18 protein-coding genes are annotated in these 24,485 nt (G+C 69.2%); 8 read left to right on the forward strand and 10 right to left on the reverse strand.

What is annotated here, in order from left to right; all coding sequences use genetic code 11:
• The first annotated feature begins 41 nt into the window (after positions 1-41).
• Positions 42-2,774, forward strand: a complete 2,733-nt coding sequence (locus PI246_RS15850) for a TonB-dependent receptor (RefSeq protein ID WP_320552287.1) — start codon at positions 42-44, stop codon at positions 2,772-2,774.
• Between the two features lie 180 nt (positions 2,775-2,954).
• The gene (locus PI246_RS15855; RefSeq protein ID WP_320552288.1) at positions 2,955-5,222 is read left to right on the forward strand and encodes a family 20 glycosylhydrolase; all 2,268 of its coding nucleotides are present in this window, start codon (positions 2,955-2,957) and stop codon (positions 5,220-5,222) included.
• Between the two features lie 100 nt (positions 5,223-5,322).
• On the opposite strand, the gene PI246_RS15860 is transcribed toward PI246_RS15855, so the two are convergent.
• Positions 5,323-9,630, reverse strand: a complete 4,308-nt coding sequence (locus PI246_RS15860) for a DEAD/DEAH box helicase (protein ID WP_455429789.1) — start codon at positions 9,628-9,630, stop codon at positions 5,323-5,325.
• Between the two features lie 226 nt (positions 9,631-9,856).
• Between PI246_RS15860 and PI246_RS15865 the strand changes: the two genes are divergently transcribed.
• On the forward strand, positions 9,857-12,058 hold the full coding sequence (locus PI246_RS15865; RefSeq protein WP_320552290.1) for a beta-glucosidase: 2,202 nt from the start codon (positions 9,857-9,859) through the stop codon (positions 12,056-12,058).
• 136 nt (positions 12,059-12,194) lie between these two features.
• Positions 12,195-12,962, forward strand: a complete 768-nt coding sequence (locus tag PI246_RS15870; RefSeq protein WP_320552291.1) for a transporter — start codon at positions 12,195-12,197, stop codon at positions 12,960-12,962.
• Here PI246_RS15870 and PI246_RS15875 read toward each other — a convergent pair.
• From PI246_RS15875 to PI246_RS15895, 5 genes are all read right to left on the reverse strand, one after another.
• Positions 12,959-13,120, reverse strand: coding sequence for a hypothetical protein (locus tag PI246_RS15875; RefSeq protein ID WP_320552292.1), 162 nt, complete (start codon positions 13,118-13,120; stop codon positions 12,959-12,961). The genes PI246_RS15870 and PI246_RS15875 overlap by 4 nt on opposite strands.
• A gap of 325 nt (positions 13,121-13,445) precedes the next feature.
• The gene (locus PI246_RS15880; RefSeq protein ID WP_320552293.1) at positions 13,446-13,616 is read right to left on the reverse strand and encodes a hypothetical protein; all 171 of its coding nucleotides are present in this window, start codon (positions 13,614-13,616) and stop codon (positions 13,446-13,448) included.
• 122 nt (positions 13,617-13,738) lie between these two features.
• Positions 13,739-14,524: a virulence factor family protein gene (locus PI246_RS15885; RefSeq protein WP_320552294.1), complete on the reverse strand. Its 786-nt coding sequence runs from the start codon at positions 14,522-14,524 to the stop codon at positions 13,739-13,741.
• Positions 14,521-17,121, reverse strand: a complete 2,601-nt coding sequence (gene mprF, locus PI246_RS15890; RefSeq protein ID WP_320552295.1) for a bifunctional lysylphosphatidylglycerol flippase/synthetase MprF — start codon at positions 17,119-17,121, stop codon at positions 14,521-14,523. Before mprF ends, PI246_RS15885 begins: the two co-directional genes overlap by 4 nt.
• 136 nt (positions 17,122-17,257) lie before the next feature.
• A complete protein-coding gene (locus PI246_RS15895; RefSeq protein WP_320552296.1) occupies positions 17,258-17,962 on the reverse strand; it encodes a pirin family protein in 705 nt (234 codons plus the stop codon).
• 196 nt (positions 17,963-18,158) lie between these two features.
• Between PI246_RS15895 and PI246_RS15900 the strand changes: the two genes are divergently transcribed.
• Both PI246_RS15900 and PI246_RS15905 read left to right on the forward strand, forming a co-directional pair.
• A complete protein-coding gene (locus PI246_RS15900; RefSeq protein ID WP_320552297.1) occupies positions 18,159-19,160 on the forward strand; it encodes an LLM class flavin-dependent oxidoreductase in 1,002 nt (333 codons plus the stop codon).
• A complete protein-coding gene (locus PI246_RS15905) occupies positions 19,157-19,606 on the forward strand; it encodes a putative toxin-antitoxin system toxin component, PIN family (protein ID WP_320552298.1) in 450 nt (149 codons plus the stop codon). Before PI246_RS15900 ends, PI246_RS15905 begins: the two co-directional genes overlap by 4 nt.
• Here the strand turns inward: PI246_RS15905 and PI246_RS15910 are convergent.
• Both PI246_RS15910 and PI246_RS15915 read right to left on the reverse strand, forming a co-directional pair.
• Positions 19,581-20,228, reverse strand: coding sequence for a DUF6348 family protein (locus PI246_RS15910; protein WP_320552299.1), 648 nt, complete (start codon positions 20,226-20,228; stop codon positions 19,581-19,583). The genes PI246_RS15905 and PI246_RS15910 overlap by 26 nt on opposite strands.
• 26 nt (positions 20,229-20,254) lie before the next feature.
• Complete coding sequence (locus PI246_RS15915) at positions 20,255-21,073, reverse strand: DUF72 domain-containing protein (RefSeq protein WP_320552300.1); 819 nt, start codon at positions 21,071-21,073, stop codon at positions 20,255-20,257.
• 114 nt (positions 21,074-21,187) lie between these two features.
• Between PI246_RS15915 and PI246_RS15920 the strand changes: the two genes are divergently transcribed.
• Positions 21,188-21,808, forward strand: a complete 621-nt coding sequence (locus tag PI246_RS15920; protein WP_320552301.1) for a response regulator transcription factor — start codon at positions 21,188-21,190, stop codon at positions 21,806-21,808.
• 2 nt (positions 21,809-21,810) lie between these two features.
• Here PI246_RS15920 and PI246_RS15925 read toward each other — a convergent pair whose 3' ends face one another.
• Positions 21,811-22,308: a hypothetical protein gene (locus PI246_RS15925; RefSeq protein WP_320552302.1), complete on the reverse strand. Its 498-nt coding sequence runs from the start codon at positions 22,306-22,308 to the stop codon at positions 21,811-21,813.
• Between the two features lie 184 nt (positions 22,309-22,492).
• On the opposite strand from PI246_RS15925, the gene PI246_RS15930 reads away from it, so the two are divergent.
• Entirely contained in the window at positions 22,493-23,572 is a 1,080-nt protein-coding gene (locus PI246_RS15930) for a PepSY-associated TM helix domain-containing protein (protein WP_320552303.1), read from the forward strand.
• 14 nt (positions 23,573-23,586) lie between these two features.
• On the opposite strand, the gene PI246_RS15935 is transcribed toward PI246_RS15930, so the two are convergent.
• The gene (locus PI246_RS15935; protein ID WP_320552363.1) at positions 23,587-24,480 is read right to left on the reverse strand and encodes an acyltransferase; all 894 of its coding nucleotides are present in this window, start codon (positions 24,478-24,480) and stop codon (positions 23,587-23,589) included.
• Positions 24,481-24,485 lie beyond the last annotated feature (5 nt).

Consider the following 24,485-nt stretch of genomic DNA (forward strand, 5'->3'; position numbering starts at 1 on the left):
CGTTACGAAGCCAACCACCCATCCTCTGAGGGGAGGACACCATGTCGCATCGCAGGAACCTGCTCACGGCGAGCATCATCGCCGGATTGTGCTGTATCGCCGGAGGGGCCGTCGCCCAGGACGCCGCGCCCCAGGGCCGCACGCCCACCGCCCAGGAAAAGGCCGACGCGCAGAAGGCGGCCCAGCTCGAGGGCGTGACCGTCACCGGCATCCGCGCCAGTCTTGAGAAGTCGCTCGACACCAAGCGCAACGCCGACGCGGTGGTCGAGGCGGTCACCGCCGAGGACATCGGCAAGTTCCCGAACACCAACGTGGCCGAAGCCATGACCCAGGTGCCCGGCGTGGTGATCGATCGCCAGTTCGGTCAGGGTGACCGCGTGTCGATCGACGGTACCGACCCGAGCCTCAACCTTACCTTCCTCAACGGCCAGCCGATCTCGCAGACGCCGTGGCAGTACGGTGCGCAGCCCAATCGCGGCTTCGACTTCACCATGCTGGCGCCGGAAATCATCGGCCGCCTCGAAGTGTTCAAGTCGCCCGAAGCACGCCTGCCCGAAGGCAGCCTCGGCGGCACCGTGATGCTGCACACGCTGCAGCCGCTCGACCTGCCCGCCAACACCGTGCGCGGCAGCTTCGGCCTGAACTACAACGACCAGGCCCGGCCGGGCACCCGTCCCAGCGCCTCGGTGCTGTACAGCTGGAAGAACACCGCCAACACGTTCGGCATGATCGCCTCGGTGCAGCACTACGAGGAAAAGATCGACCGCCAGGGCCTGGAGATCTTCAGCTACAGCCCGGTATCGAAGTGGGCCGCGAGCCCCGCCGTCGCCGCCGGCATCGCCAACGGCACGCTCGACCCGAACGCCAAGGTGCCCGACGAGGTCAACTCGGCGTGGTTCCAGCAGAAGCGCAAGCGCGACACGGCGACGCTCGGTTTCCAGATCCACCCGACCAACGACTGGGACATCGACGTCAACTCGCTGTTCATCCGCGAGAACTTCGACAACTGGAACCAGTCGCTGTATCCGTTCACCGGTTCGTCCGGCACGCTGGGCAACGTAACCAGCTTCACCCCCGGCCCGAACGGCGTGATCACCGGCGGCCACGTGTGCGGCAACGACAACCCGGGATGCCCCGCCATCGCGCAGGGCACGTTCGACAGCAACATCCGCAAGTCGGTGGTGCGCACCTCGGCGTTCGACCTGAAGTCGACCTATCGCGGCGAAGGCTGGACCCTCGGCGGCGCGGCCGGCTACAGCAAGGCGAGCAACGACAACATCTCCCAGGCGGTGATGGAGCCGGTGTATGCCGGCGGCTACACCTGGGACATCCGCCACGGCTTCAACTTCGACAGCCCGCAGGCGGCCCGCGACCCGGCCAACTGGCACATGGGCGATACCCCGGGGCTCGGCGGCTGGCCCGGCAACTACGGCGACTACAACGCGCATTCGCGTGACGGTTACGCCCAGCTCGATTTCAGCAAGGACTTCGACAGCTTCTTCAACCAGCTGCTCGTCGGGTACCGCTGGAACCGCCACGAGGAGTCGATGGCGGCGCACGTCTACGGCCCCAACAGCCCGATCTCGCTCGCCGACCTGGGCACCTCCGGGTATACCGACCTCAACGGTATCGGTTTGTGGGACGGCGCGGCCAGCCACATCATGCCCAACCCCGACGCGCAGTACGCGTGGGTGCGTTCGACCAACGGCGGCAACGAAGATCCGGGCACGTTCCTCAACGGCACCTACAAGATCGTCGAGAAGACCAACGCCGCCTACGCCCAGCTGAACTTCGCCGGTGGCGACTGGCACGGCAACGTCGGCATCCGTTACGTCGACACCAAGACCGACGGCTTCGGCTACAACTACCTGGGCGCGCCCGTGCTGCCTGCCCCGGCCGGCTCGTACGTGAAGTCGTCGCAGACCGCGAAGAACTGGTTGCCCTCGCTCAACGTCGCCTACGACGTCACCGAGGACGTGATCCTGCGTTTCGCCGCGGCCAAGGTGATCGCACGCGCGCCGTACAACATGCAGGTCAACAACCTGTTCCTCAACGACACCGTGCTCACCGGTGCCGGCGGCAACGCCAACATCAAGCCGTACCAGTCGAAGAACTTCTCGCTGTCGGCCGAGTGGTATTTCGCGCCGCAGTCGTATGTCGCCCTGACCGGCTTCTACAAGAAGGTCGACGACTACGTGTTCATGGACGTGGTCCAGGAGCGCCACTTCAACTCGGCCACCTCGACCGACCCGACCACCTTCGCCAGCCAGCTCGCGGCGGGCCTGTGCACGCCGGACGGCTTCTGCACGTACGACGTGAGCCGGCCGGAGAACGTCGGTTCGGGCAAGATCCGCGGCGGCAGCCTGAGCTACCAGCAGGCGTTCGGCGACACCGGCTTCGGTGTCACGGCGAACTACACCTACGCCAAGGGCACGCTCGATGCCGGCGGCGCGCTGCCGTACAACTCCAAGAACGCGGTGTCGCTGAGCCCCTACTACGAGATGGGTCCGTTCAGCGCGCGCATCACCTACAACTGGCGCAGCAAGTACCTCGCGGGCGGTTACGTCGCCGGTGCGCCGCCGGCGACCACCGAGGACTACGCCGATCTCGGCGCCACGTTGGGCTACAAACTCAACGACAAGGTCTCGTTCACCCTTTCGGGCATGAACCTGACCAACGAGGAATACAAGCAGTACATCGGCACCACCTCGCTGCCGGTGGCCCGTTACACCACGGGCCGTCGCTACCTGGCCTCGGTGCACTTCGACCTTTGATCGCGACGCACGGCAGGCCAGGGACGGCCGCCGCACACCCCTCGACGCTTCATTTCCCTCGGGCCCGACGATGTTCTTTCCGGGCCCGTTTTTTTGCCTGCGGCGCGGCGGCCGATCCGGCACTTTACGGACGCCGCCTCAGCGCTTACGGTTCACGCTTTACGCTTCCCGGACCCGTCGATGCGCCGTCACCTTCTTTCGCTCCTCGCCCTCGGCCTCACCGCCTGCGCGAGCCAGGCCCCGAAGCAGGCCGGCGGGCCCATCGACACCACGCCGCTGTCGTTGATCCCGATGCCCGCGCAGCTCACACGCGTGCCGGGCCATGTCCGCATCGATGCGAAGACGCCGATCGTGGTGGCCCCGGGCGATGCCGCCGCCAGGCGCGTCGCCGCGCAGTTGCAGGGCTGGATTCGCCTCGCCCGCGGCTTCGCGCCGTCGATCGTCGAAGGCAAGCCCGGCCAGGGCATCACGCTGCTGACAACCTCGTCGGTGAAGGGCCATGAGGCCTACACGCTCGACGTCGACGGCAAGGGGGTGCGCATCGCCGCCAACGACGAGACGGGCCTGTTCTACGGCGCGGTGACCTACTGGCAGCTGCTGACCGATCCGGCCTCCCAGAACGGCGTACCCGGCGTGCATATCGTCGACGCGCCGCGCTTCGCGTGGCGCGGGTTGATGCTGGATTCCAGCCGGCACTTCCAGTCGGTGCACGAGATCGAAAACCTCATCGACCAGATGGCGATGCACAAGCTCAACGTCTTCCACTGGCACCTCACCGATGACCAGGGCTGGCGTCTGCAGATCGATAAGTACCCCAAGCTCACCCAGGTCGGGTCGTGCCGCACGGCCGTGGGCGTGGATCGCGCCAGCGGCGACACCTACTGCGGGTTCTACACCAAGGACGACGCGAAGCAGATCGTCGCCTACGCCGCCGAGCGCCACATCACCGTCGTGCCCGAAATCGAGATGCCGGGCCACGCGCAGGCGGCGGTGGCGTCCTACCCCGCCTACGGCGCGAGCAAGGGGCGTCTGGCGGTGTCGTCGGACTGGGGCGTGAACACCGCCCTCTACAACACCGACGACGCCACCTTCGTGTTCCTGCAGGACGTGCTCGACGAAGTGATGGCGATCTTCCCGTCGCCCTACATCCATGTCGGCGGCGACGAGGCGGCCAAGGACGAATGGGTGCGTTCGCGCGCTGTGCAGGCGCGCATGAAGTCGTTGGGCATCACCGACGAAGAGAAGATGCAAGGCTGGTTCATCGCCCGCATCGGCGATTACCTCGACCAGCACGGCCGTCGCCTGATCGGCTGGGACGAGATCCTCGACGGCAAGGTGCCGGCCAGCGCCACCGTGATGTCGTGGCGTGGCACCGACGGGGCGATCAAGGCGGCCAACGCGGGGCACGACGTGGTGCTGGCGCCCTCGCCCACCCTCTACCTCGACCGCCTGCAATCCAACCTGCCGGACGAGCCGCCGGGCCGGCCGTCGTCCGAGACGCTCAAGACGGTGTACGACTTCGATCCCGTACCCCCGGGTATCGCCGCCGACAAGGCGAGCCACGTGCTCGGTGCGGAGGCGACGGTTTTCACCGAACACATGCAGGACTGGTATCGCATCCAGCACGCGGTGTTTCCGCGCATCGCGGCGCTCGCCGAGCGCACCTGGTCGCCGCGCGCCGACTGGAACGGTTTCGTCGCACGCTTGCCGGTCGAGATGGCGCGCTACCGTTCGGCGGGCATCGTGCCCGCGGACAGCGCCTTCGCGGTGGCGATCGCGGTCGCGCCCCAAGGCAAGGACGCCGCGCGGGTCACGCTGTCGAACCAGACCGGCTACGGTACGCTGCGCTACACCACCGACGGCAGCACGCCGACGCCTCAGTCGGCGGCCTACACCGGGCCGTTCGACGTGAGCCTGCCGACCACGGTCAAGGCCAACGCGTTCGACGCGGGCTTTGGCCTGGCGGGCGTGCGCGAATCGACGATCGACGCCACGTCGTTGCTGCATCGCTCCGCGGTCCAACTGCAGACCTGCACCGATGACCTGCCGTTACGCATCGAAGCGCCGGAGATGGTGGGCGGGGTGCGTCCGCTCTACCAGGCCGACATCATGAACACGTGCTGGATCTGGAAAGGCGTGCCCCTGGATGGTCTCTACGGTGCGGCGATCACGGTGGATCGCCTGCCGTACAACTACGCGTTGTGGACGAGTGCGAAGAACATCGTCGCGCGCCGCGCGCGTTCGCGTGCGGGCGAGATCGAGATCCATCAGGACACCTGCGACGGACCGAAGCTCGCCACGCTCGACCTGGGCAAGGCGCACGACGGCCGCGCCACCTTGCAGGGCGTGTTGCCCAAGCGCGAAGGCACGCACGACCTGTGCTTCGTGATCACCGGCAAACCGGGGCCGAAGCAGATGTGGGTCATCGGCGATATCCAGTTGCGCTGAGCCGAGCGCGCATCGGCGATACGATCGCTCTCACGCGCGGTCGACATCGTGTCCTACGGAAGGGGCGCCAGCCGTCCCGCGCAGGACCACACCCGCGGCCTCACTCGCGCGTGCCACGCTCCACGACGGGCGAACGCATGTCCGCCCGTCGCTGCAACGCCGACAGCACCTCGCGTTCGTCCGACGGCGTCAGCGCCATCATCGGCACGAACTTGCCCGCCACCATCGCGGCCAGCGGCATCCCGTCGCGGATCGCGATACGCGAGCCCAGCACCGCGGGCACTTTCGTCCCCGCGACGATCGTCCCGACGAGGTTGAGCGGGTCGGTGCCGGCGATGCACACGATCTCCCCGTCGGGTTCCCGGTGGCGGATCTGCCGGAGCGCACCCAGCGCGTCGGGTAACGCGAACTGCTCGCCCACCCACCCGTCGACGAAGCGCCCGCCGCGGATCTCGCCACGCGCCTCCAGCCGGTGGTAAACGCGCCGCAAATCGCGCCAAGGCGGCAGCCACGCCGCCTCGCGCTCGAGAATGCGCCAGCCCACCACGCCGTAGCGACGCAACAGCGTGCGCGCGATGTGCTCCAGGCCCTCCGCATCGGTGCGCTCGTCGCGCGGGCGCCGCGCCAGCGCCCAGCGCCCGGCATCCTCGATGCCGTTGAGCATGTGTCGCTGCATGCGGCGATGCCGTCCGCTGTTGCGTCGCGCCGCCGGCAGCAGCAACGCGCGCAGGCCGGCGAAGCTGTCCGCCGTGATCCGTCCCGCGGCGACGAGTTCGCCGAGCGCGTCCTCCAACTCGGCCCGCAGCAAGCGGGTGATCGTCGCCAGTTCGTCGAAGAACAGCGCGCCCTCGTCACGCAGCGCATCGGCCACCGCCTGCGCACGCGACGAAAGCGCGACCTCCGGGTCCGCCGCCGGTGCCGCGGCGGACCATACCGGCAACTGTCGGCGGGGCAATAGCACGATCGGCGTCGCGCGCACCGGGCCGCCCGTGCCGGCGCCCGGCCGCAGCCGACTCCAGACCACCCGGCCAGCACGGCACAGGTCATCCAGCCAGCCGATCCCGTAGTCGCCCAAGCGCGACGGCAGGAGTTCCGCTTCCCAGGCCCCGGCGGCCGCCTCGAACCCCTCCAGTTGGGCGATGACCCCCGCCAGCGCGTCCGGGCCGGACACCCGCGTCGCGCGGCTCACGTGCTGCCAGTCGAGCAGGAACCGCAGGAAGTCGCGCGGCGCGACGGGTTCGATCTCACGGCGCAGGCGGCCGATGGTGTAGCGGTGGATGCGCGCCAGCAGATGGCGCTCGCACCACTCCACGTCGGTGGTTCCCGGCGTGAACGGGCCGCGCATCACGTAGCCCTCGGTCTCCAGCGCCACCAGGGCGAGATCGATATCCAGCGCCGTCACGCCGAGTGTCGCGGCCAACGTCTGTGCCGGCACCGGGCCAAGCCCGCCCAGGCGCCCGCGAACGATGTCGACGAGCGCGCTCTCGCGCGTCCACGCCTGCGCCGCGTAACCGGGCGGCGCGGCGATCGCCGGATGCATCGAGGCGCCGTCGTGGATGGCCTGCCACGCGGGCAGGCGCTCCGCCGGGATCCACAGCGATGTCCCGCCCTGCGTCCATAGCGTGGCGCGCGCGTCCTTCGCCAGCGCGCGCAGCCACCCGGCCCACCCGGCTTCGGCCTGCGCTTCGTCTGGCGTCACGGCACCGAGCAGCATCAACGCCTCGTGCATCTCGTCGGCGTTGCGTGCCTGCGGCCAGGCTTCCTCGCGCACGGCGTCGATCGCGGCCGCGTCGAGCCGGCCAAGGTCGTCGGCGCGTTCGGCGTCGTTCCAGCGGCGCGATTGCACGGCCTGCGTGCGCCGTTCTTCCAGCGGTGCATCGTCGAGAAACGCGTACGGCGCCGCGTTGAGTATCTCGGCGGCCAGCGGCGACGGCGTGGCGAGATCGCGCGCGACCACGCGCACCTCGCCCGCTTCCATCCGGCGCAGCAAGGCCAGCAGGCCGTCGAGGTCCATCGCCTCGTGCAGGCAATCGCGCAGGGTCTGGTGCACCAGCGGGTGATCGGGCACGTCGCGTTCGCCCACGAGGTTTTCCGCGCAGGCGACCTGGTCGGGGAAGACGGTGGCGAGCAGGTCCTCGCCCTTCATCCGCTGCAACTGTGGCGCCACCTTGCGCCCACCGGTAAAGCGCGGCAACGCCAGCGCGGTGGTCGCGTTCCAGCGCCAGCGCACGCCGAACAGCGGCGCGTCGAGCAGCGCCTGTACCAGCACGTGTTTGGCGCTGGCGCTGTGCAGGTAGCGCGACACCTCCTCGAGCGGAAAGCTGTGGCTCGTCGACAGCGACAGCACGATCGCGTCTTCGGTCGCCGCCGCCTGCAACTCGAAGTTGAAGGTGCGGCAGAAGCGCTTGCGCAGCGCGAGGCCCCAGGCCTTGTTGATGCGACTGCCGAAGGGCGCATGCAGGATCAGCTGGCTGCCGCCGGATTCGTCGAAGAATCGCTCCATCACCACGGTGTCGCAGGTCGGCAGCGCGCCGAGGGCGGCTCGCGCGCGGAACAGGTAATCCACGATCTGCTCCGCGGCGGCGGACGACAGCGAGAGCTCGCCGGTCAGCCACGTGAGCGCGGCGTCGCGTCCGCCCGCGTCGATGCAGGCATCGACCGCCTGGCGCAGGCGCGACACGCCGAAGGACAGTTCGTCGGTGCGTCCGGGCGCCTCGCCGAGCCAGAAGGGAATGTTCGGCGGCTGCCCGTGCGCGTCCTCCACCCGAACGCGGTTCGGTTCCACGCGCACGATGCGGTACGACCGGTTGCCCAACTGGAAGATATCCCCGGCGTGGCTTTCCACAGCGAAATCTTCGTTCACCGTGCCGACCGTCACCGACTGCGGCTCGAGCAGCACGGCGTAATCGCCGGTTTCGGGGATGGTGCCGCCCGAGGTGACGGCGGTCAGGCGCGCCCCGCGGCGTTCGCGCAGGCGGCGGTTGACCGCGTCACGATGGATATAGGCACCTCGCGGGCCCACCCGCGTGGTGAAGCCGTCGGCGAGCATGCGCACGGTCTCGTCGAACGTGGCGCGGGTAAGCCCGCGAAACGGATAGGCGCGGCGGAACGTATCCAACAGCGCGTCTTCGTCCCACTCCTGGCAGGCGACCTCGGCCACGATCTGCTGCGCGAGCACGTCAATGGGCTCGTGGGGGACGATCAACGCGTCGAGTTCGCCATGGCGCACGCAGTCCAGCAGCGCGGCGCATTCGACGAGGTCGTCGCGCGAGGTGGGGAACAGCCGCGCCTTCGGTGTGCCGCCCACGCTGTGCCCGGCGCGGCCCACCCGTTGCAGGAACGCCGCGATGGAGCGCGGCGAAGCGATCTGGCAGACCAGGTCGACGTCGCCGATGTCGATGCCCAGTTCGAGCGAGGCGGTCGCCACCAGTGCACGCAGGCGGCCCTGCTTGAGTCGTTGCTCGGCGTCCAGCCGCTGTTCGCGCGAGAGGCTGCCGTGGTGCGAGGTGACGGCCTCGGCACCGAGGCGGTCGGCCAGGTGGCGTGCCACGCGCTCGGCCATGCGTCGCGTGTTGACGAACACCAGCGTGGTGCGGTGCTGCTCGACGAGGTTGGCGAGCCGGTGATAGACCAGTTGCCACAGGTCGTTGGACATCACCGCTTCCAGCGGTACGGGGGGCACCTCCAGCGCGAGATCGCGCCGGCGCGTATGGCCGACGTCGACGATCGCGCAGTCGGCGCCGTCGCCACCGGTCAGGAAGGCGGCCACGGTGGCGATGGGCTTCTGCGTGGCCGACAGGCCGATGCGCACGATGCGCCGTGGCGCGAGCGCGGCCAGCCGCTCGAGCGAAAGCGACAGGTGGCTGCCGCGCTTGCTCGCCGCCACGGCGTGGATCTCATCGACGATCACCTCGCGTACGTCACGCAGCATCGTCCGGCCCGAGGCGGACCCGAGCAGCACGTAGAGCGATTCGGGCGTGGTGACCAGGATGTGCGGCGGCCGCTTGCGCATGCGGTCGCGCTCGGCCGCGGGCGTGTCGCCCGTGCGCACCGCCGTGCGGATCTCGACATCGGGCAGGCCCTGCTCGCGCAGCCGCTCGCGGATGCCGGCTAGCGGGACCTCGAGGTTGATCCGGATGTCGTTCGACAGCGCCTTCAGCGGCGACACGTAGAGCACGAAGGTGCGGTCGGGCAACCCGCCGTCACGCACACCCTCGCACACCAGCGTGTCGATGGCGCAGAGGAACGCCGTGAGCGTCTTGCCCGATCCGGTCGGCGCGGCCACCAGCGTGTCGCGCCCGGATCGGATCGCCGGCCACGCCGCGAGTTGCGCCTCGGTCGGCGCCGGGAACATGGCGTCGAACCACCCGGCGACGGCGGGGTGGAAGTCGGCCAGTGGCGTGGGCAAAGGCGAGGACATACAAGTGGTTAGGTGGGGTGCGGCGCGTTGGTGCGCAAGGGGGGCGGAGGGCGGCACGTGGGGGTGGACCCCGGCGGCGTGGGGCATGCGTCGATCTTACGCGCCACCGCCCCGGGTCGAACGGGGCGACGTCCCCGCCTCCCGCCTTCGTTTCTTGCCAAGTAACCGTTACTGCTCCAAGGTGAGCGAGTCTTACCCCAAGGAACCCTCGCCCATGACCCTCCGTCCCCTCGCCTTCGCCGTGGCCCTTGGCCTTGCCGGTACCGCCACGGCCGCCACGCCGCCGGAACGGCCGTGGATGGATCGTTCGCTGTCGCCCGACAAGCGGGCGGAGCTGGTGGTGTCGGCGATGACCGACGACGAGAAGTTCCAGCTGATCCACTCCAAATTCGGCAGGAAAGAGAACGACAAGCAAGCGTCGCCGCCGGAAGGCGCGCTCGGTGGCGCCGGCTACATGCCCGGCATCCCGCGCCTGGGCCTGCCCACCATCCAGGAAACCGACGCCGGCCTGGGCGTGGCGCGTCCGGTGTATGCCGGCAAGGGCGGCATCTCGCTGCCTGCGGGGTTGTCCACCGCCGCCAGCTTCGATCCCGCGGTGGCGCGTGCGGGCGGCCGGATGATCGGCGGCGAGGCGCGCGACAGCGGTTTCGGCGTGATGCTGGCCGGCGGCGTGAACCTCGTGCGCGATCCGCGTAACGGCCGCAACTTCGAATACGCCAGCGAAGACCCCGTGCTTGCCGGCACCATGGTCGGCGCGGCGATCAAGGGCATCCAGGAAAACCGCATCGTCGCCACGGTGAAGCACTTCGCCATCAACGACCTCGAAACCGGGCGCAACACGCACAGCGCCGACATCGATCCGGTGGCCCTGCGCGAATCCGACCTGCTCGCTTTCCAGCTCGCCATCGCCAAAGGCGACCCCGGCTCGGTGATGTCGTCATACAACAAGGTCAACGGCACCTGGGCCGGCGAACACGACTGGCTGCTCAATCGCGTGCTCAAAGGCGAGTGGGGTTTCCGCGGCTTCGTGATGTCCGACTGGGGCGGCGTGCATAGCGGCCCCAAGGCGGCGCTGGCCGGGCTCGACCAGGAGTCGGCGGCCGAGGTCTTCGATACGGAGGTGTTCTTCGACAAGCCCCTGCGTGCGGCCCTGGCCGACGGCAGCTTCCCGAAGGCCCGGCTCGACGACATGGCCCAGCGCATACTGCGCAGCCTGTTCGCGCACGGCGTCATCGACGAACCGCCCAAGGTCGGCAAGCCCGCCTACGCGGCCGACCGTGACGTGGCCCGCGACACCGAGGAAGCCGGCGCCGTGCTCCTGCGCAACGAAGGCAACCTGCTGCCGCTCGCCGGCAAGGGCCAGTCGGTGGTCGTGATCGGCGGCCACGCGGACAAGGGCGTGCTCGCCGGTGGCGGTTCGTCGTTGGTCACCGATGAAGCCGGCGATCCGGTCACCGGCCTGCAGCCCGCCGCGTGGCCGGGCCCGGTGAAATTCCATCCGTCGGCGCCACTGACCTTCATCCGCCCGCTGGCCGGCAAGGCCAGCTTCGATCCGGGTACCGATCCGGCCGCCGCCGCCAAGGCCGCGGCCGCGGCGGACGTCGCCATCGTGTTCGTCACCAAGTGGGCGGCCGAGTCGTTCGACACGCCCGACCTCGCGCTGCCGGACAACCAGGACGCGCTGGTCGAGGCCGTCGCCAAGGCCAATCCGCATACGGTGGTGGTGCTGGAAACCAACGGGCCGGTGAAGATGCCCTGGCTCGATCGGGTCGGCGCGGTCATGCAGGCCTGGTACCCGGGCTCGGGCGGCGGCGAGGCCATCGCGCGACTGCTTTACGGCAAGGTCTCGCCGAGCGGCCGCCTGCCGATGAGCTGGCCCAAGGACGAATCGCAGCTGCCGCGCCCGGTCATCCAGGGGGCGGGCCTGCCCCCGAGCGGCACGCCCGCGGAGCACATCGATTACACCATCGAAGGCGCCGACGTGGGTTACCGGTGGTACGAGAAGACCCAGCGCGAACCCCTGTTCCCGTTCGGCTACGGCCTGACCTACAGCACCTTCGCCTACGATGGCTTCAGCGTGGATACCGATCCGTCCGGCCGGCCCGTCGCTCACGTCACGGTGAAGAACACCGGCAAGGTCGCCGCGGCCGACGTGCCGCAGGTCTATGTGACGGGCCCCTCCGGCGGCACCCGTCGACTGGCCGGATGGACCAAGCTCACGCTCGACCCGGGCGCCAGCCGGCGCGTCGACATCCCGCTCGAGCCACTGGCCCTGGCCCGTTGGGACGACACCGCCCGCCGTTGGCAGATCCAGGCCGGCGCCTACACCCTCAAGCTCGGGCGCACGGCGAGCGACGTGACGGGTGAGGCGACACTCCAGCTCCCGGAAAGCTTCCCCATGGCCCGCGCGCCCTGATCCTGTCGCGGGCCCTCCCCCTCGGCGGGAGCGAGCGAGGCAACGACGTTCCCCACGCGTCTTAGGCCCCGCTCGCCGCCCTCGCCGTGTCGCAAACCTCTACGCCATGTCGACGATTCATGCGAACAATGGGCGCATGAAAACACGTCTCGCGTTCGCCGCCCTCGCCACCCTCCCGTCGGTGGCCCTCGCCGATCCCCCGGATTTCGACCGCCCGGGGGCGGGGTTCGCCACCTCCGTGCTTCCCGTGGGCACGCTGGCCATCGAGCAGGGCCTGCCCACCTATGAACGGCAGCGTGACGACGGCCTGCTTGATCGCACGTATGCCGCCGATAGCGTCGTCCGCCTGGGCCTGGGCAACACGTGGGAGGCGCAGTTCGGCGCCTCGGCGTGGAACCGGCTCGAGGAGCGCGGTGGCGGTTCGCGCCGCCACGTCGTCGGGCACGGCGACAGCAGCCTGGGCCTGAAATACGCCCCGTCGGGCACGGACGGCGACGGTCCGTTCACCTGGGCGGCACTCGGCCAGGTGACCTTCGCCGACGGCAACCAGGCCTTCAGCAACGGCGCGCGCCAGTACACCCTGGGCGCCACCCTGCAATGGATGCCCGACAAGGATCACCAGAACACCCTCTACGCCAACGTCGATCGCCTCAAGGGGCGTAACACCTGGACCCTGGCCCCGACCTTCGGGCGCAGCTTCGGTGAGCACTGGATGGCTTACGCGGAGGTGGATGCGATCCACGATGCCCAGGACGGCAACGAAGTGCAGGCGGGCGGCGGCGTGGCCTACACCATCGGCGACCATGTGCAGCTGGATGCCTACGCCCTGCACCGGATCGGCAGCCACGGTCCGTCCGTGCGTGCCGGGCTCGGGGTGGCCGTGTTCTTCGGGCGGAAAAGCTAGCGGTTCGCCCGGCGCATCGCGCGGAACAGGACAAGGGTCAGTGCGGCGCCGATGACCAGGCCGATGCCCGCGCCCCAGACGGCGCCGGCCCGCTCACCGACCAGGTAGCCGATGCCGCAGCCGAGCAGGAGGAAAAGGGGGAGAGGAAGGCAGCCCATGCGGCCATTCTATAAAAACATGGCCCTCGCGCTCACGCGGAGGGCCATGGCGACCGTCCCTTGGTCAAGTGGCGGAGCCACATAACGCGGCCCGACGAAGCCGGCGCGGCGCTATCGCCGATGAAGGGGGGATCGATCCTGGCTGTAAGGGACGGACGGCATCCTGCCGTCGGATCGGTCATCGGCGATTCGTTGTTCCGCCACGACGAATCGATCCGCGGAACACAGGCGTTATCTTCCGCACGCGAGGGTCCTACGGATATAGGAGGATTCTTAAAATTCGGCAGACTTTTCTCTTAAAAAGAGAATTGCCTCACACCGCGTGTCAGGCGGGTACGCGGCCGCGGTCCGGGCGCCGTTCGTGACGGGGCGTGGGATTCTCCCGCGAGGCGGGACGCGCGGGCCGGGGCGGCGCAGGCACGCCCCGGCTGGCGAGGCTGCGCAGGTGGGCGGCGTCGGAAGAGCCGTAATCTCGTTTGCCTGGTTCTCTGTTCATGGTCCGAAGTCTCCTGCCGTCCCTCCCGAAGATGCAGGGTGACCGGGCAAGGCGAAACGTTCGGTGGCGCCGGGGTGAATCTTTCGTGACATCGGCGCCGGAGCGACGTGCCGAAAAACGCGTTAAGGCGACGTCGACGCGCTGGCGGGCATGCGCTGGATCAGTTGCGTGGCGAGTTTTTCGTAATTCTCGTCGAAGTGGTGCGAGCCGGGTTCCTTGTAGACCGTGACGAACGCAGGCAGTCGTGGATCGGTGCAGACGCTGTCGTCGGCGTCTTCCTCACCGTAGTAGCAGGCCATCGGGGGCCGTCCCCCCAACTGCGCGATCGGCGGGATGGCATCGGTGTGCACCACCGGATTGATCCATTGCAGGAAGTTGTGCGTGTGCGTCGTCCACCAGCCCTGCTGCATGTAGCCCTCCAGTTCGATCTCGAAGTTCACGTCGCGGCTGCCCGACAGCAGCACGAGCTGGTTGAGGCGGGCCCGGTTGTCCGGGCGCAGGCGGTTGACGATGGTCGGCAGCACGTCGGCGCCGAACGAATACCCGATCAGCAGCACGCGGTGCTTGTTCCACTGCGCGGTGTATTTGTCGAGCAGGCGGTCGAGGTCGTGGGCCGACTCCTCCGGTGAGCGGTAGCGCCAGAAATACTTGAAGGTGCTGATACCGGCCACGGGCACGCCGCGCTGGGTGAACACCGCGCCCAGGCGCTGGTCGAGGTCCCACCAGCCGCCATCGCCGGAGTAGATCACCACCAGTAGATCGCCCTCGCCGGGCGGCGGCGGCTTCAGCGCCGGGAGTTCGACCGTCGACACCTCCAGCGAGGCGCGGGTCCACGGATGCCAGGCCAGCAGGCCGATGGCCACGGCCAGCACGAGGCCGACCAGGGTGTAACGGAGGATCTTCTTCACCGGCGAACCACTCCACCCAGGCCGCCCGAGATCAGGCTGGCCACGTTGGCCAGGGCCAACGGCACCGCGATGCCCTTGCCCACGGCGATATAACGCGGCTCCCATTCGGGATCGAACTTGTCCTTGTAGCGATGCAGGCCACGGAAGTTATAGAAGCGCTCGCCCCGGCCGAAAACCATCGCGCCGAACCGGCTCCACAGCGGCGCGGCGCGGCGGTTGGTCAGGCCCGACAGCGGGGCCATGCCCAGGTTGAACCACCGGTAGCCTTCGGCCTTCGCCCAGACCATCAGTTCGATGAACAGGAAATCCATGATGCCGGCGGGACCCTCGGGCAAGTGGCGCATGAGGTCGACGGAAGCCTCTTCCTTCGACGTGGTAAGGAACATGTTCGCGAAGGCGACGGGCTCGTCGCCCTGCCAGACCACCGCCATCGGCATGCGGGACAGGTAGGCCTCGTCGAACCGGCCCAGCGAGAAGCGCTTTTCGCGCACCTTCTTGTCGCGCATCCACGCGTCGGAGATAGCCTTCAGGCGCGGCAGCAACGCGGGGACCTGGTCTTCCGGCACCATCTCCAGGCGCAGGCCGTCGCGGGCGAGCTTGTTGACCGTGCCGCGCAGGGTCTTCTTCGACTTGCCGTCGAGGTTGAAGGTTTCCAGCCGCACGCGGGCCTCTTCGCCGATCTTCAGCAGGCTCATGCCCACTTCGAGGTAGAGGTCGAGATCGGCCGGGCGCACCTGGTAGAACAGCGGCCAGCCGCCGGCGCGTTCGCAGGCCTCGCGAAACGACCAGACCAGTTCGCGGCGGGCGTCCTCGTCGTCGCCGACCGGGTCGCCCATCGCCACCCAGCTGCGCCCTTCGATGTCGTACATGATGAAGGCGCGGTCGTCCGGGGCGAACATCAGCGATTTGTCGCCGACCAGGGCCAGGTGGGCCTGGGCCGAATCGAAGCCCTTCAGCAGCGGCATCGCCCGGGCCAGTTCCGCGTCGTCGGGGCGGTCTCGGCGCGGCCGCTCGGGACGAATCAGGTTGGCCAGGGCAAACAGCATCACCACCGCCGCCGCGCCGACCAGGGCGCGCAACGCACGCGGGGCGCCGCCGTGGCGGAAGCTGAACTCCCACCAGAGGTTGTTGGTGTATTCCACGTGCTTGAAGCTGAAGAACACCAGCCACGTGGCGCAGCCGAACACGGCGGCGATCGCCAGCATCCAGCCGGGCGAGAAGGTGGCGCGGAACAGCGACGCGCGGCGGTAGAAATGGCGGTGCGCCGGGGCGAGGGCGAGGGCGAGCAGGCACAGCAGCGAGGCCTCCTCGTAGTCGATGCCCTTGAGCAGGGAGAACACCGCGCCCAACACGAGCAGCACGAGGGTGAGCACGTAGGCCGCGTCGAGCCGGCGCTGGAGGCCGCGGGCGAGGATGAGCAGCAGCATGCCCACCACGCTGGAAAGGAAATGCGCCGCCTCCACCAGGGGCAGCGGCACGAAGCCGCGCAGGATGTCCATGCGACCGGGGATCGCCAGCGTGGCGCCGGAGAACAGCAGCACCGCGCCGCAGACCAGGGTGAGGCCGGCGAAGAACGGCGGCAGCACCGCGCTGAACCACGGCGAGACCACGGTGGCGTGGCGCAAGGCGCGCACTTCGCGCCAGATCACCATCAACGTGGCCATGGCCAGCGGCAGCAGGTAATACACCGCGCGGTAGGCGGCCAGCGCACCGAGGATGGGACCTTCCAGGCCCTGGTTGCCCGAGGCGCCGAAGCCGGCCAGCATCACCGCCTCGAACACGCCCAGGCCACCGGGCACGTGGCTGATCAGGCCGGCCATCTGCGCCAGCACGAAGATCGCCAGGAAATGCCCGAAGCCGCCGACGATCGCCTCCGGCATCAGCACGTAGAGCACGCCGGCGGCCAGCCCCCAGTCGAGCGCGCCGACGAGCACCTGGCGCACGGCCGCCACGGGGGCCGGTGCCATCATCGACCAGCGGCCGATCCGCAGCGGGCGGCGCATCGCCAGGGACAGGCCGATCCAGCCCAGCGGCACGAGGGTGAGCACGATCGCCAGCGGAATGCGCAGGCCGGCGAACGGAATATCGCCCGGGATCGGCACCAGCAGCAGGGTGACGCCGGTCAGCGCGGCGAGGCCGAGCCAGAAGCTCAGGGTGGTGTAGAGCACCACGCGGCCGACTTCTCCCGTGCTCAGGCCCGCCTGCACGTAGAAGCGATAGCGGATCGAGCCGGACACCAGCAGCGACATCCCCAGGGCGTTGGAGAACGCGTAGCTGATGAACGAGATCAGGCTGACCCGCTTGGCCGGCAGCCGCCGGCCGATGCTCGCCAGGCCGAACCAGTCGTAGAGCGTCATCACCGCGTAGCCGGCGGCGGTAAACAGCACGGCGAGCGCGATGTCGCCGTCGTGCAGGGAGTGCACGTAGCCTGCGATCTGCCGGTAGGTGACCTCGCTGGCCATGGCGTGCAGGGCCCACAGGGCGAGGCACAGCAGGCCCACGGAGAGCAGGGGCCCGCCGATGCGACGCAGCAGGGTCGCGTACAGCGCGGGTCGGGCGGTGGCTGCCGGGAGCTGCGTACTCGTTTCGTGCTCCACCGCGCCGCGACTCCTGTTGACCGTTCGTAAGGTCGTGTAGGGTGCCACAGAGCGGCTTCGCAGGGCAGCGGTTCGGCCGGGTCGATCGTGCATCGCGGGAGCCCTCGCCGCTGGCGAGGGCTCCCGCAGACACGCCTTACAGGTCGGCGCTGTCCACCAGCACCAGTTCGGCGTCTTCCAGCGCCGTCACACGCAGCAGCGTTTCGTCCTGGATCGCGGCGCCGTCACGGGCGTCCATGGCCTGGCCGTTGATCTCCACCCGACCGGTGGCCGGCACCAGGTAGGCACGGCGTCCTGCGCCCAGCGGATATTCCACGGTCTGCCCGGCCTTCACGGTGGCGCCCACCACGCGGGCGTCGGCCCGGATCGGCAGCGCGTCGCCGTCGCCCTCCATGCCGCTGGCGAGCGTCACGAAGCTGCCGGCGCGCTCGCCCTTGGGAAAGGCGCGGGTGCCCCACGACGGGGCGCCGCCGCGCTTCTGGGGAATGATCCAGATCTGGAAGATCCGGGTCGTTTCCTGTTCGGCGTTGTATTCGGCGTGCTGTATACCCGTGCCGGCGCTCATGACCTGCACGTCGCCCGCCACCGTGCGGCCCTTGTTGCCCAGGCTGTCCTGGTGGGTGATGGCGCCCTCGCGGACGTAGGTGATGATTTCCATGTTGTCGTGCGGGTGCGGCGGAAAACCGCTGCCTGCGGCGATGGTGTCATCGTTCCACACGCGCAGCGCGCCCCAGTGGATGCGCTGGTCGTCACGGTACGAGGCGAACGAGAAATGATGCTTCGCATCGAGCCAGCCGTGGTTGGCACCGCCGAGGCTGGCGAGCGGACGAATCTCGATCATGATCTTCTCCCCCGGGATGAACCGGACTGGTTGAACGGAATGGGCGTATTGTCCTCTTCCGTTCGTGCTGCGGCGCATCGCCCGGCCGAACGCATCGTTTCCGCCACGCGCCTTGTGAGGGTTGTATCGCCCGGCGCCTGCGCCCATGTCGAAAGGCATCGGCGCCCGTCGCCTCCCCCTTTTGAGGTTTTTCCGGATGATTCCGTTCTCCGTGCTCGACCTGTCGCCCGTGGTGCGCGGCGCCACGCCGGGCGATGCCCTGCGTAACTCGCGCGACCTGGCCATCCACGCCGAGTCGCTCGGCTTCCACCGCTACTGGTTGGCCGAGCACCACAACATGACGGGCATCGCGAGTGCCGCCACCGCCGTGGTGATCGGCTACGTGGCCGAAGCCACCCGGCACATCCGCGTGGGCTCCGGCGGCATCATGCTGCCCAACCACGCGCCGCTGGTGATCGCCGAGCAGTTCGGCACCCTTGCCTCGCTCTACCCCGGCCGCATCGACCTGGGCCTGGGCCGCGCGCCCGGCACCGACCAGGGCACGGCGCGCGCGCTGCGCCGTACCCTGGGGCCCAGCGACGACCGTTTCCCCGACGACGTGCTCGAACTGCAGCGCTACCTGGGTCCGCTCCAGCCGGGGCAGGCGGTGCGCGCGGTGCCGGGCATGGACACGAACGTGCCGCTGTGGCTGCTCGGCTCCAGCCTGTTCAGTGCACGGCTGGCGGCGGAACTGGGCCTGCCCTTCGCCTTCGCCTCGCACTTCGCGCCCGACCTCATGCTCAAGGCGCTCGAGGTCTACCGTACGATGTTCCGCCCGTCGCAGACCCTGGCCCGGCCCTACGCGATGCTCGGCATCAACGTGGTGGCGGCCGACACCGACGACGAAGCGCGCCGCCTGTTCACCTCGCAGCAGCAGGCGTTCTGGAACCTGCGTCGCGGGGCGCCGGGTCAGCTGCCGCCGCCGGTGAACAGCCTGGACGGCGTGTGGACGCCGATGGAGAAGGCGCAGGTCGAGCATGCGCTGTCGTGCGCGGTGGTCGGTTCGCCGACGCGCGTGCGCGACGGGCTCGCCGACTTCATCGCGCGGACCGGCGCGGACGAGCTCATCATCACCGCCCAGGTCTTCGACCACGAGGCGCGCAAGCGTTCCTACACGCTGGTGGCCGAGCAGCGCGAGCGGATGGCGCAGGCCGCGTGACAACGCGTGTGGTGCTCGACACCAACGTCTGCCTCGACGCGTTCGTCTTCGACGACCCTCGCGCGGCGGCCCTCGTCGCGGCGATCGACGCGGGGGAACTGGAAGCGGTGACCCGCGCCGACTGTCGCGACGAGTGGATCGCGGTGCTCGGCTACCCCGCGCTCAAGCTCGACGAAACGCGTCGGGCGCGTGCCGCCGCGCGGTTCGACGCCTTGCTTCGCGTTTTGCCGGACGAGGCGCCTGCCGCCCGGCCGCCACGCTGCCGCGACCCCGACGACCAGAAGTTTCTCGAACTGGCCGCGGCATCGGGGGCGGCGGTGCTGTTTTCGCGCGACGCGCAGGTGCTGAGGCTGGCGCGTCGAACGGTCCGCGACGGCCTGTTCGCCATCCTCCGGCCGGAAGACTGGCCGCCGCCGTCGCTCAGTCCGCAGGCACCAGCGCGATGAGGTTGCGCAGGCTGTAATAGCTTTCGGCACGCGGCCAGTCGACGGAGGTTACGGCCTTGTGGCCGGCCGCCCAGGGCTCGTTGTCGAGCAGCACCTCGACCTGTGCGTCGCCCTGCGGCGGAAGACCGTAAAACACCCGGATCCAGTGCACGTCGTCGGTGAGGGGCGCGGTGGCGATGGCCGCCTCGATCGCCGAAAGGGCGTCTTCGATGACATCGTCCGGCAGCGAGGATTCGCCGCGACGGGTGAAGTCCCCCACATAGACGGTGAAGCGATGGGTGCCGGCCATGAGTTCGCGCACGCCGAGCTTTTCGCGATCGACGACGTGCCAGCACGCGGCGAGCACCACGTGGAAATCGTGGCGCGCGAACGCGTCGAGCGCGTCGCGGCAACCGGTTTTGCCGGTGCCTTCGCCACCGAAGCTTTCTTCGAGGGTGCGTTCTTCGTCGAGCACGATGTCGATGTCCAGGCGGCCGCGACGGCCGTCGGCGGCGTCGTGCCAGATGCCGCGCAAGGCGGGAAAATCCTCGCCTTCGGTGAGCAGCCAGTCCTCGTCGGGCTCGAGGCCCACCTGGTGCTCGGCGAAAAGGTCGATCAGCGTGTTCTGGATGAGGCGATCCATGAAATATCCGTGTGGCGAGGAGAACGTCAGGCGCGCGTGAGCTTGCCGAGGGCGACGGCGGCCGCGGGATTGCGTTCCTTGGCCGCGGAGATGAAATACACGAAAACGTCGCGCGATGGCAGCGTCGGCGAGGCCCCGCCGACGTGCGGCAGGTCGGCGGGGTCGCCGCCCGCGGCCCATTGGGCGGCTCGCTCGGCCCATGCCTGCAAGGCGTTCGCGGGGTAACCGGTGCGTACGCCGGCGCGGCTGCGCATCAGCCGTGCGTAGACGAACGGTCCCGTCAGGTCGGCGAGCGACGGGTAGTCGGCCGAATCGGTGAACACGGTGGCCACGCCGCGTTGGCGGGCCAACTCGAGCCAACCTGCGTCGAGGAAGCTCTCGTGGCGTACTTCCACCGCGTGGCGCAGCGGCACGCCGTCGTGGGTGTCGGGTAGCAGGTCGAGAAAGGCGGCGATGTCGTCGGCGTCGAAGCGACGCGTGGGGAGGCATTGCCACAGCAACGGACCGAGGCGGTCGCCGAGCGCGGCGGCATGGGCGACGAAACGGCGGATGCGTTCGCCGGCCTCGCCCAGGCGGCGTGCCTGCATGATGTGCCGCGGCGCCTTCACCGAAAACACGAAGCCTTCCGGGGTCTGCGCCGCCCAGCCGCGAAACGTGGCGGCATCGGGCAGCCGGTAGTACGTACCGTTGATCTCGATGCAGCTGACTTCGCCGCTGGCATAGGCCAGTTCGCGTTTCTGCACCAGGCCCTCGGGATAAAACACGCCCCGCCATGGCGCGTAGGTCCAGCCGCCCATGCCGCAGCGGATGACACCTGCCTTCGTCGCGCGTCGTTTGCCGGTCATGCGTCGAGGCTGGCAAAACGGGGGTGGAGAGCGCGTCACCGCCGCCGTCTCCTGTTGTCCGCGCGGGCTTTGGGCGATACTCCGCCGGTTATTCCGCCGAACTCCCCGGGCTCCATGGCCGCCATCCGCATCATGACTGTCGATGATCATCCGCTGCTGCGCGAAGGCATCGCGGCGGTCATCGACGGTCAGCCCGATCTCGAACTCGTGGGCGAGGCGGCGAGCGGCGAAGAAGCGATCGAACGCTATCGCCAGTGGCGACCCGACCTTACGCTGATGGACCTGCAGATGCCCGGCATCGGCGGCATCGCGGCCATCGAGGCGATCCGCCGCGAGTGGCCCGAGGCACGCATCCTCGTGCTCACCACCTATCGCGGCGACGTGCAGGCTCTGCGCGCGCTCCGCGCCGGCGCACAGGGCTACCTGCTCAAGAGCGAGCTACGCAAGGAGATGCTCGCGACGATCCATCAGATGATGGAAGGCAAGCGCCGCGTGCCGCCCGAACTCGCCAGCGAGATCGACGAGCGCGCGTCCGCGGACGAACTCACGCCGCGCGAAACCCAGGTGCTCACGCGGGTAGCGATGGGCGAGGCGAACCGCGAGGCGGCCGTCGCGCTCGGCATCGCCGAGGAGACGGTCAAGGCGCACATGAAGCACATCCTCGCCAAGCTCCAGGCCAACGATCGCACCCACGCGGTGGCGATCGCCTTGCGCCGTGGCATCCTCGACCTCTAGCGTCAGCTCAGTGCCGTCGGCTTGTCGAATGGCAACGGGGTGGCCCCGGTGGCGACGATCGCGGCGTCGGCCCGCGCGCCGAGGTCATCGTCGGCGTCCACCACGAGCAGGATGCGTCCGGATGCGATCTGCCCTTCGAATGTCTGCCGGACGGGATCGGGCGACGACGCGCCCATCAGCGCGTTGGTCCACGCGCCCACCACCGCACCGGCTGCGCCCGCCGCCACGGCACCGGCGAGGGTGACCCCCAGCGGCGGGATGGCCATCGCCACCAGGCCCGCGAGCAGGCCCGCGCCGCCGCCTTCAGCCAGCCCCCGCACGGCGGCCGGCTTGAAATCGGTATGGTCGTCCTTGCGCCCTTCGGGAATCGCGTCCAGTTCGATGTCGGTGCGGGCGATCAGGGACAGGTCAGCGTCGTCGACGCCGGCGGCGCGGGCCGCGATCATGCCCTGGCGCGCGTGCGCGAGGTCGGGGGTGCTGTAGACACGTCGGGTCTTCATCGTGGCGCCTCGCGGAAAACGGGTTGCCGGATGGTTTCCCCCGCGGGGTCGACCGGGTGTGACGGGCGGATCAAGCGCACGCCTGCATCACGGATTGATGTGATAATCATTCTCACTTAGCATGTCGGGCTTTCCGCGGAGCCGGTTCGCCGCTCCGTCCCGCCGCCCTGACCGCCCAGACGCCATGACGCCACGCCCCCGCCGCTTCCGCACCGCGCTGAAGACCCTGCACCTGTGGTTGGGCCTGAGCCTGGGTCTCGTGCTGGCGCTGGTCGCGCTCTCCGGCAGCGTGCTGATCTTCGACGAGCCGTTGTTCGCCGCCGCCCATCCCGAACTGACCGCGCGTCCCCTGCCCGACCTCGCAGCCCAGGGCCGGGCCCTCGCCCACGTACTCGCATCGCCGTTGGCCAACGACCTGCGCGGCCTCTCCCTGCCCGATGCCGACCTTCCCGTCTGGGCGGCCGGTGCGAAAGGCGGCGACCGGTATTACTTCGACGCCAGCAGCGGCGACCTGCTGCTGCACCGGGCCAAGTCGGACGACGTCCTGCTCACCCTGATGGACTGGCACACCCACCTGCTGGCGGGCGACGCCGGCGAAACCGCGCTGGGTGTGGTCGCGTTCGCGGGGCTCTTCATGCTGTTTTCGGGCGTATGGCTCTACTGGCCGGGACGCCAGCGCGCCCTGAAGCACCTCAAGCCGCACGCGAACCCGCCGGTGTTGCGCTGGGCGAGCTTGCACCGCTTCATCGGCGTGGCCGCCCTGCCCTTGCTGATCGTGATGATCGGCACCGGCACCACCATGGCGTACCGGGGCGCGGTGCGCACGGGCCTCATGGCGATGTTCGGCGAGAAAGGCGCACGGCCGCCGAAGCTGCCGATGGCGGCCGCGATCGATTGGCCGTCCATCCTCACCCACGCCCAGGCCGCGGCGCCCGATGCGCAACTGACACGCCTCATGCTCCCGGCGCGGGGCAGCGGCACGATCGCCGTGCGCCTGCGCCGCCCGGGCGAATGGAATCCGGCCGGGCGCAGCACGCTGTGGCTGGACCCGGCCACCGCACGCGTGGTGGGTGGCGACGACGCCACGCGGCTGGGCACCGGCGCACGACTGGCCAACGCCCTGTTTCCCATCCATTCCGGCGCCGTCGGCGGCATGACCTGGCGCGTCGTCGCCTGCGTGACTGGCGTGCTGCCGATGGGCTTGCTGGTGACGGGTTTCCTGTTCTGGCGCGCGCGCAAGCGGCGGCCCGCGGCCCGTCGCTAGCGCGCCCGGTCACCCTACGCCGGGCCGAGCATCGCGGCGATGCGCGCGTCCTTTTCCATCCACAGCTGGTTGATCCACGCCTGGAACCGCTCGCGGAAGGCCGCGTCGCCGTCGTAGTCGCCGCGCATCGCGTCGGGGATCGGCAGGCGGCGCGCATGCAGGCGCACCTCGCGCACGCGGCCGGCGATCATGTCCATCATGGTGCCGGGACCGCCGGGGTAGGCGATGGTGACGTCGAGGATGTGCGTGATGGTGTCGCCCATCGCGTCAATGACGAAGGCCACGCCGCCGGCCTTCGGCTTCAGCAGGTGGCGATACGGCGACTGCTGGGCGTCGTGCTTGGCCGGCGTGAACCGCGTGCCCTCGGTGAAGTTCATGATCGACACCGGCACGCGCCGGAACGTCTCGCAGGCGCGACGGGTGGCTTCGCGGTCCTGGTGGCGCAGCTCGGGGCGCGCCTCGATCTGCTGTCGCGAATGGCGTTTCATGAAGGGGAAGTCCAACGCCCACCAGGCGGGACCGAGCAACGGCACCCAGATCAGCTCGCTCTTGAGGAAGAAGCGCATGAAGGGGATGCGCCGGTTGAACACCTTCTGCAACGCCGGGATGTCGACCCAGCTCTGGTGGTTGCTGATCACCAGGAAATTCTCGTGGCGACCGAGGCCGTCCAGGCCCTCGACGGACCAGCGCGTCGGCGTGAACTGGTCGAACAGCCACCCGTTCACCGTCAGCCAGCTCTCCGCGATATGCACCAGGATCGCGGCGCTGGCGCGTCGCACCGCGGGCAGCGGCAGCACGATGCGCACGAGGGTGAAGGCGAACAACGGCAGCACGTGGCACACCGTGTTGACCAGCACCAGGAGGCAGGCCAGGGGGACACGCAGGATGGCGGGCAACGAAACGAACATAGGCA

This window comes from Luteibacter sahnii, assembly GCF_034063545.1.
Lineage (GTDB): Bacteria > Pseudomonadota > Gammaproteobacteria > Xanthomonadales > Rhodanobacteraceae > Luteibacter > Luteibacter sahnii.